Below are 6993 nucleotides of genomic sequence, written 5' to 3'. Positions count from 1 at the left end.
TCTGACTCATACCAACACCTTAATGCTTGATACTTATTATCTCTCATTAAAGTGTCCGGTTCCATTAGACCAGAACACTTCTTCGATCTTTAGTCCTTTGAGGCTAGCTAACTCATGAAAAATATTACCTAGATGCTTTAGTATTTTTCCATAAATAAGCTTCTGCCTTTTTTTGGGAATAAAAACAACATGATATTTACAATCCCATCGAGTATGAGACAAACTCTTGTACTCTCTTACTAGGTTGTTCCTTCTTACGCTTTGTCGAGCTCAGAAGGTACCTTTACGCCTGTAACGGTAAAACCTATTTGAGTCCCCCAGCTAAACTGGGGGTTTAGCTTAGTTAATTATCTAGTTAAAATTACATACATTTTTTTTTTACTATTTCCCATGACAACCTCTGCTTTATGGATAATGGAGTAGTTGTCCCATATTAGAATATCTCCCTTTTTCCACTGATGTTTATATATAAACCCGTCATTTAGAACAGAAATAATTTTATTTTTAATCTCGTCACAGCAGCTTAAGTTTGAGTTAAATTTATGTTTAAATGTAATGTATTTTTCTATTGCAATTATACACTCCTCTCCTGTATCCGGATGTTTCTGAATTATCTTTTCATTGACAAATGGATATTTTTTTATTCTTGATTTATCATTACTACCCTTAAGATAATAGGTTGCAACAGCTAGTCTTAAGTTTTTTTTATCAACATCATCTAGTTTTTTAAATGTTTTGATACTATTGCATATATATGTTTCTCCTTTTTCTTCAGCAGGTGTTTGACATTGTATCAAAGTAAACCTGCATATTTTTTGGGTAGAATTTCTATCATTATGCCAAAAATTTGTGTTACTTATCTTAATATTAGATTTATGAGTGACGTAATTTACATATTTATTAAAACCTAATAAATAGTCTTTTCCGTATACAACTAAAGGAATACTTATTTTTTTTGCAATAGAGAAGAGTAGAGCCTCTGATGGTGGATATCCTTCAATATAAATAAGCCTGTATTTTTTCAATAAAAACTTGAAATGCTCTACTTGAATGATATCAAATTCTGATCTAGTAATCTTAAACCCAAAGAAATTACTTTCCTCCACACCAACAAGCCCTTTTCTAGAAAAAATATAATTAATGTTTTTTAATCTGCTTGTAATTTTTTAATTATTAACTTTACCCTAAATTTCTAAGGTATGGTGATATTACAATTTAACTACGTTTATTTGGACCTGTTGTTTCCCCTCCAGGTCTTCCACCTATAAAAAATATTAAAGAATGAGTATGGTCGTGTTCATGTTCGTGTTCGTGTTCGTGTTCGTGTTCAGAAACTATCCCGTCAAATGGTCCTGCAATAGCAAGGGTATTATTGCTAATGGGGAAAATGGCTGGACATTTTGTCTTCATTAGTCCAATGATATTTTTACAATCAGGCTGTAAATAATATTTTTTTCCAACAACTAAGGAGGCCAAAGGATGTGATGGGGAAAGTCCATCAGTATTAAACATCCCTCCTCTCACACATATTCTACGTTCTTCTCCTTTGATACCATTTTCATCAGCAATTCCAAAAAAATCATCCTTGAAAACTTCACATCTTTTTTCGTTCCAAGTTACTTTTTCAGCTTCAAGTGTAACGTCATTTATAGCTATAAATAAAACTCCATTTTTACCACTAAACTCAGGCGAAGGTAACGCAACACTACCAAATGGCAGGTGAGAACTAGAAAACTCAGCATCACCTTCATATGGGCTTTGTTCCATTAGTATTTTCATTCCTAATATGATAAAGTGACGAGCTATACTAGGACCACCATCCATGCTTATTAGAGCTATAAATGCTCGTTTATCGCTTTTTGCAACTGATAATATTTGAACATTTTTTTCATTAATCAAGAGTGTGTGAGGATTTCCAGTCTCCGTTATAATATCCTTAACATTAAGTGCACTGATGTTAATTTTTATCACCACTGCACTAAAGCTTTTTTCTTCTCCGCTAAGGGCATTTTGTTTTATAATAACAATTTTAGCAATATTATCCTCATAATCCTCCATAACAAGGCAGTCCACCCATTCATCATTATTATCTACAGATAAATTTGCTATTACTGCTTCTCCAACAACACTTGTTATTCCTTGTTCTTTAACAATAACTAGCCCAACTCTTATTTGATTGTTATCATCAATAAAGCAGCTTAAAAATTTATTAGCATCATTATCACGCTTAATAAAACGTAATATAACACTACGGTATCCAGTAAGTCTAACTGCAGTATTTGAAGAGTGACTACCAAGAGGAGTTATAGTATTATTACTCATATCATATGTTTTATAAAGCAAAGGTAATGCTTCAGTTGTATCACGCATCCAATAGCCCTGAATCACTATGTTACTACCTTCTGCAGATGCAGCTGTACTGAATGTTGCATTCTCAGTAGCTAATAAAGATGGCATCGATGGTTCCCATAATTCTAAAGATGGGCTAGATTCATTAATACGTTCTTTTGCTGTAAATCCATAAATATTTTTCCCTATTTGAACAAAGCCTAAGCCTTCCTCTCTATCATCTCTGTATCTGCCTACTAAACCAATTGGCTCTTCTCCAGGACCAGGGGCAGGAGAAATTTGTAAAGTTTCTAATGAAGAATATATTAACGCTCCATCTTGTTTATTACACCTAATAGCAACCACTCCAGTGTACCTTTTATTAGCATCATCATCTAAGTGCATTGCCACCACATATAAATTTTCTTTTAAGCGTATAATTGCGTTATGTTTATGTTCATTACCAGCACGAACTAAATTATATGTAATACCATTTGAGTCGATTAAATCAATGATAGTTGGCTGATCACTGCCTCGCATTAACTGATAGCTAGGCACATCGACTTCTATCTTATAAATTAAACCACTAACATATCTAACAAGATCTCCTCTATTTACCTTTTCACCTAACTCAAATTTTTTACATAAACCATCTTCCTTTTTCACATTAAGCAGACAATTTTCTATTTCAAGCCCTTCTCCTATTTTAATATCTTTAAGAGAGTTTGCATTCTTATCACTCCCTAATAGGCTATTTTTAGCTGGTTTTTGTATATTGCTATAACAAACTGCATTAGGTGAAATATCACCTTTTCCTATTTTATTTTTAGAGGCTAAATTACCAACTCCAGGCAGTGATGAAATATCTAAATCTTCTGTCTTAATGCTAATTCTTCTATCATTATCGATTTCAATGCCAGTACCTGGTTGATAATCATTAAGATCATTTCGTTTTTTCCAAATTATTTCTTTAACAACACCACTGTTATCTTTAACAACATCAGTAATCGTCCAAATACTACTATTGTAATTGTGGAGATTGTTATTACGCACTTCCACTGAAACACCCGTAGCAATCTCTCCTGAAGGGTCATCATTAAAGTCTTCAGCAAGCTCCCAAGATGAACTCTCTCTAGCAATCCACACTCGATTATTTGCCTTATTATTTTGACTAGTTAATAAGACACGGTCACCCTCCTTCAGAGGGTAATCATCAATAGGTAATAGTCCTCCATCATCTAAAATACTGGTAGGAATAGTCCAGTCTGCAATCGCTTGTACATCTGACTTAAACTTCCGGCTTGCTTTTAGCTCATCTTTAAGTGCATCTATGTCAATATTAGAGCTTCCCCCATTGCCGTTTCCTCCATTACCAAGGTTGTTCAAGCGTGTAGCAAGAGTTAAGGGTGTTATCGCTTTATCATTGACAACACCTTCATTAACTTCATCCTGTGTTGCAATGAATAGTACACCTTCTACTGCTTTTGTAGCTGAAGGCAATACACTAGAGTCCAGCTGACCAGAAGTTAACTGACCTGCATTTATACCAGTTAAACGAGAGCCATCACCAATAAAGCCTCTTGCTTGCACATCGTTATTACCAAAATCAATCAAGTTTTCACTTTCAGTTGTATTGGTATCAAGCAGGTTAAGATTTGAGTCAATTAAATCACAAAAATCCTTTTCAGTAGGAATACTCCCAGTTATAAAACGTCCTTTTAGCTCATCTCTGGTCTTTTTGGTCATGGGTCTCGGTCATCCTTACATTGTAGGTTTTACAATCAATATCATCTAGTGTTCACCACAAAATTGAGTTTGACCATATACTTAAACTAATCTTTACACAATTTGTGTTATTCATCATCTTACAAAAACCATATTTTACTGCTTGTAGATACTATCTTTCACAACTACACTCAAGTTACTTGAACCATAGCCGACTAACTTATAATTTTTTTATTTTCAGCCCAAAATCACCTACTTCAATAGTGATTAGAAAATTCTAAGAGTTTAATTTTTAATTAAACTGCTTTAGTATAATATTCAGTTTGATTTTTATATTGTGGATCACGGAATAGGCTTTTGGAGTTCCGGCCATGCTTTTTTTAACTTGGTAGGATTAAGTGTATTTTTCCAAATGCCTAAAGTGAAGTACCAGCCAAATAACGTTTCAATCGAGCATCAGCCGTTAAATAAGCTATTTGGGCAGTGACTCAAACCTGTGTTTTATCAAATGTTTCGCCCAAATTCATAACGATTAATAAAAAGCCCAATAACAAGATCATGCATTTGATTGGTCTTTGAAATGCAAATGGTTTTTCTGGTAAGGCGTTTAATTCGAGCCCTCAATGTTAAATGTTTTCGTTCAATTTTTCGGGTATTTCTTTTACCTATCAAGTGCTTCTCTTTAGGAATATGATGGCTATAAGTTCCCCAGTCATCCGTACAAAATAGTTTAATACCGAAGGGTTTCAATAATGATTTTAGCTTTATAAAGGCTTTACCCTTGCGAGAATCGAGTATATACGCTAGTACATTGCCAGATACGGCATCGATCGCATGCCACAGCCAGCGCTGATTGCCTTTCTTCTTTACAAAACTCCACATCTCATCGACTTTTGCCACCAATACTTTTTCCAGCTTAACCTTGGTATCACTGGGATTTTCTAATTGTTCTAACCGCTCATTATTAACAGTGTGTAGCTCAGACCCTTTTTTTTAATGACCGTATTTCGGCTAATGCCCAGGACTCTGGCTACAGGGCAATCGCATATAAATTTACACGGAGCAAACTAGCTTCATTAAATACTCATGATCCCAACCAGCAGAAAGCCTCTTATTTTTTATACCAATTTTATAAGTGTCATCTTGTTTAAGAATATTAAGGGCTGTGTGGTTCATGACTTCGACTGACACTCAAGTTAGGCCGACTGCGTCGGCGGCTATTTAACTGGTGTTCTTCTGTAGGCGCTACTGCTTAGCGCGGCTTTTTTAAACACGATTGGGTAATCCCTTCCTTCTGCTATCATCCCCACCTTCACTTTATACCGCCGTTGAGGTTTACCGATTCGCATTCCCTCCCCTTACAAACGCATGCTCACCGTGATGAGCACCTGGTGGTTGTTCTACCAACAGCACCGGGACACCTTACGCCCAGCCATTGTTGATAATATTATTAAAATTCTCAGTTGCGGCTTAAGCGTCCGGGGGTATGCTATTTTCCGCTGCAGTAACGATAAGTGTAGTCATACCAAACGGATTTACTTTAGCTGTAAAGGCCGGTTCTGCCCAACCTGCGGTAAAAAACTCACCGAGCAATGGATTCAAAAACAGCAAACCATTCTCCCCGATCCCCCTTGGCAACACATTACCTTTACGATGCCTGGTGAACTATGGGAGCTGTTCAAACTCAACCGGTTTTTACTCAACGACCTCAGTCGATTATCCGCTAATACCCTGCTGAAATTCGCTAAAAATAAAGGCATTACTCCTGGTATTTTTACCGCACTCCATACCTTTGGCCGAGATCTTAAGTGGAATACCCATGTTCATTTATCGATCACGCTCGGAGGATTAACCCTAGACCACAGGTTGTGGACACCCCTTTATTTCCCGCAACAATCCATTAAAAAAAGAGGGCGCTATGGCATTATCGACTTACTACAAAAGCATTATGACAAACTCATATTTCCTGAATCCCTGCAAACGATTGGCGCCACTTACTCTGGCTTTACTCGTTGGCTAGATTCTCATTACCAAAAAACTTGGATCGTCCATTTCGCTAAACCCAATAAAAACCATAAAAAGAATGTCTCCTATTTGGGCCGCTATATTAAACGTCCTCCTTTAGCCATGTCTCGATTGGAGCATTACGATGGCCACAAAGTGATTTTTAATTATAGCTAGAAAATCATAAAGTGACATAGTCGATTCGCTCAATAAACAGGCTGTATAGCTGGAAAATCATAAAGTGACATGGCTACTCTCATCATAAAGCGTGCTATCAGTGAGTATAGGGTCATCCATTCTATGCCACATTATAGATTTCCAGCTATATCTCGATCACAACACCAAAATCTATCGCCGATTTACCTGCTCTGCCGCTGACTTCATGGATCGATTTACCCAGCATATCCCGAATAAAGGCTTTCGAATGATCCGCTATTATGGCTTCCTGGCTAGTCGGGTGAGAGGTAAGCTTCTACCCAAGGTGTATCACCTGCTGGGCCAATCCGAAAAAAATGCTATGCCCCTTCGCTGGCCTGGCCTACTGAAGAAAACCTTTGGGAAAGACCCTATGGAATGCATCCTCTGCCAATCGAAGCTGGTGTTAATGGGAAAGCAGGTGGAGCTATCACAACAGGCACTTCACAAATACCATCGCGAACTTGCTCTTCAAAAACCGATTTATGGTGCTCCATAGGGAAGGTCCGCCTAACATTCAGGTTTGGTTGCAAAATAAACAGTTTTTTGCTTCAAATCAGTGAAACGTTGAGCAGAGATAAACTCATTTAGTGATCGTCTTTCTTTCGCTTTATTAACTAATAAATCAGTAGTCGTATAATTAGGCTTTCAAATTCCTAAGTATCGAGTAGTCAATAAAGCCATTTATGTAGCGTTAGGTATCAACATGGAAGGGCATAAAGAGCTATTAGGGCTATGGAT

General features: G+C 36.7%; 4 protein-coding genes and 4 pseudogenes. 3 read left to right on the top strand and 5 right to left on the bottom strand.

The features are described 5' to 3' along the window. Nucleotides 1-78: 78 nt before the first annotated feature. The 5 genes and pseudogenes from ORQ98_RS28565 to ORQ98_RS28545 form a co-directional block, all read right to left on the bottom strand. Nucleotides 79-222, bottom strand: a pseudogene (locus tag ORQ98_RS28565) (transposase); the annotation flags it as partial. A 125-nt stretch (nt 223-347) separates the two neighbouring features. Next, complete coding sequence (locus tag ORQ98_RS28560) at nt 348-1106, bottom strand: TauD/TfdA family dioxygenase (RefSeq protein WP_274692235.1); 759 nt, start codon at nt 1104-1106, stop codon at nt 348-350. Between the two features lie 109 nt (nt 1107-1215). Beyond that, on the bottom strand, nt 1216-4074 hold the full coding sequence (locus tag ORQ98_RS28555) for a hypothetical protein (protein ID WP_274692234.1): 2859 nt from the start codon (nt 4072-4074) through the stop codon (nt 1216-1218). Between the two features lie 483 nt (nt 4075-4557). After that, nucleotides 4558-5087 (bottom strand): annotated as a pseudogene (locus ORQ98_RS28550) (IS1 family transposase); the annotation flags it as partial. A 183-nt stretch (nt 5088-5270) separates the two neighbouring features. Continuing rightward, on the bottom strand, nt 5271-5402 hold the full coding sequence (locus ORQ98_RS28545) for a hypothetical protein (protein ID WP_274692233.1): 132 nt from the start codon (nt 5400-5402) through the stop codon (nt 5271-5273). Between the two features lie 31 nt (nt 5403-5433). Between ORQ98_RS28545 and ORQ98_RS28540 the strand changes: the two genes are divergently transcribed. The 3 genes and pseudogenes from ORQ98_RS28540 to ORQ98_RS28530 all read left to right on the top strand — a co-directional run. Then, the gene (locus ORQ98_RS28540; RefSeq protein WP_274692232.1) at nt 5434-6234 is read left to right on the top strand and encodes an IS91 family transposase; all 801 of its coding nucleotides are present in this window, start codon (nt 5434-5436) and stop codon (nt 6232-6234) included. 148 nt (nt 6235-6382) lie between these two features. After that, nucleotides 6383-6658, top strand: a pseudogene (locus tag ORQ98_RS29760) (transposase); the annotation flags it as partial. Between the two features lie 258 nt (nt 6659-6916). Then, a pseudogene (locus ORQ98_RS28530) lies at nt 6917-6993 on the top strand (transposase); the annotation flags it as partial.

Source organism: Spartinivicinus poritis, assembly GCF_028858535.1.
GTDB lineage: Bacteria > Pseudomonadota > Gammaproteobacteria > Pseudomonadales > Zooshikellaceae > Spartinivicinus > Spartinivicinus poritis.
Note: the sequence above shows the minus strand (reverse complement) of the source record. Positions and strands in the feature narration are given on the sequence as shown.

Coding starts and splice junctions, on each gene's coding strand:
- ORQ98_RS28555 (WP_274692234.1), bottom strand. CDS start 4,074: ATGACCAAAAAGACCAGAGATGAGCTAAAAGGACGTTTTATAACTGGG.
- ORQ98_RS28545 (WP_274692233.1), bottom strand. CDS start 5,402: ATGCGAATCGGTAAACCTCAACGGCGGTATAAAGTGAAGGTGGGGATG.
- ORQ98_RS28540 (WP_274692232.1), top strand. CDS start 5,434: ATGAGCACCTGGTGGTTGTTCTACCAACAGCACCGGGACACCTTACGC.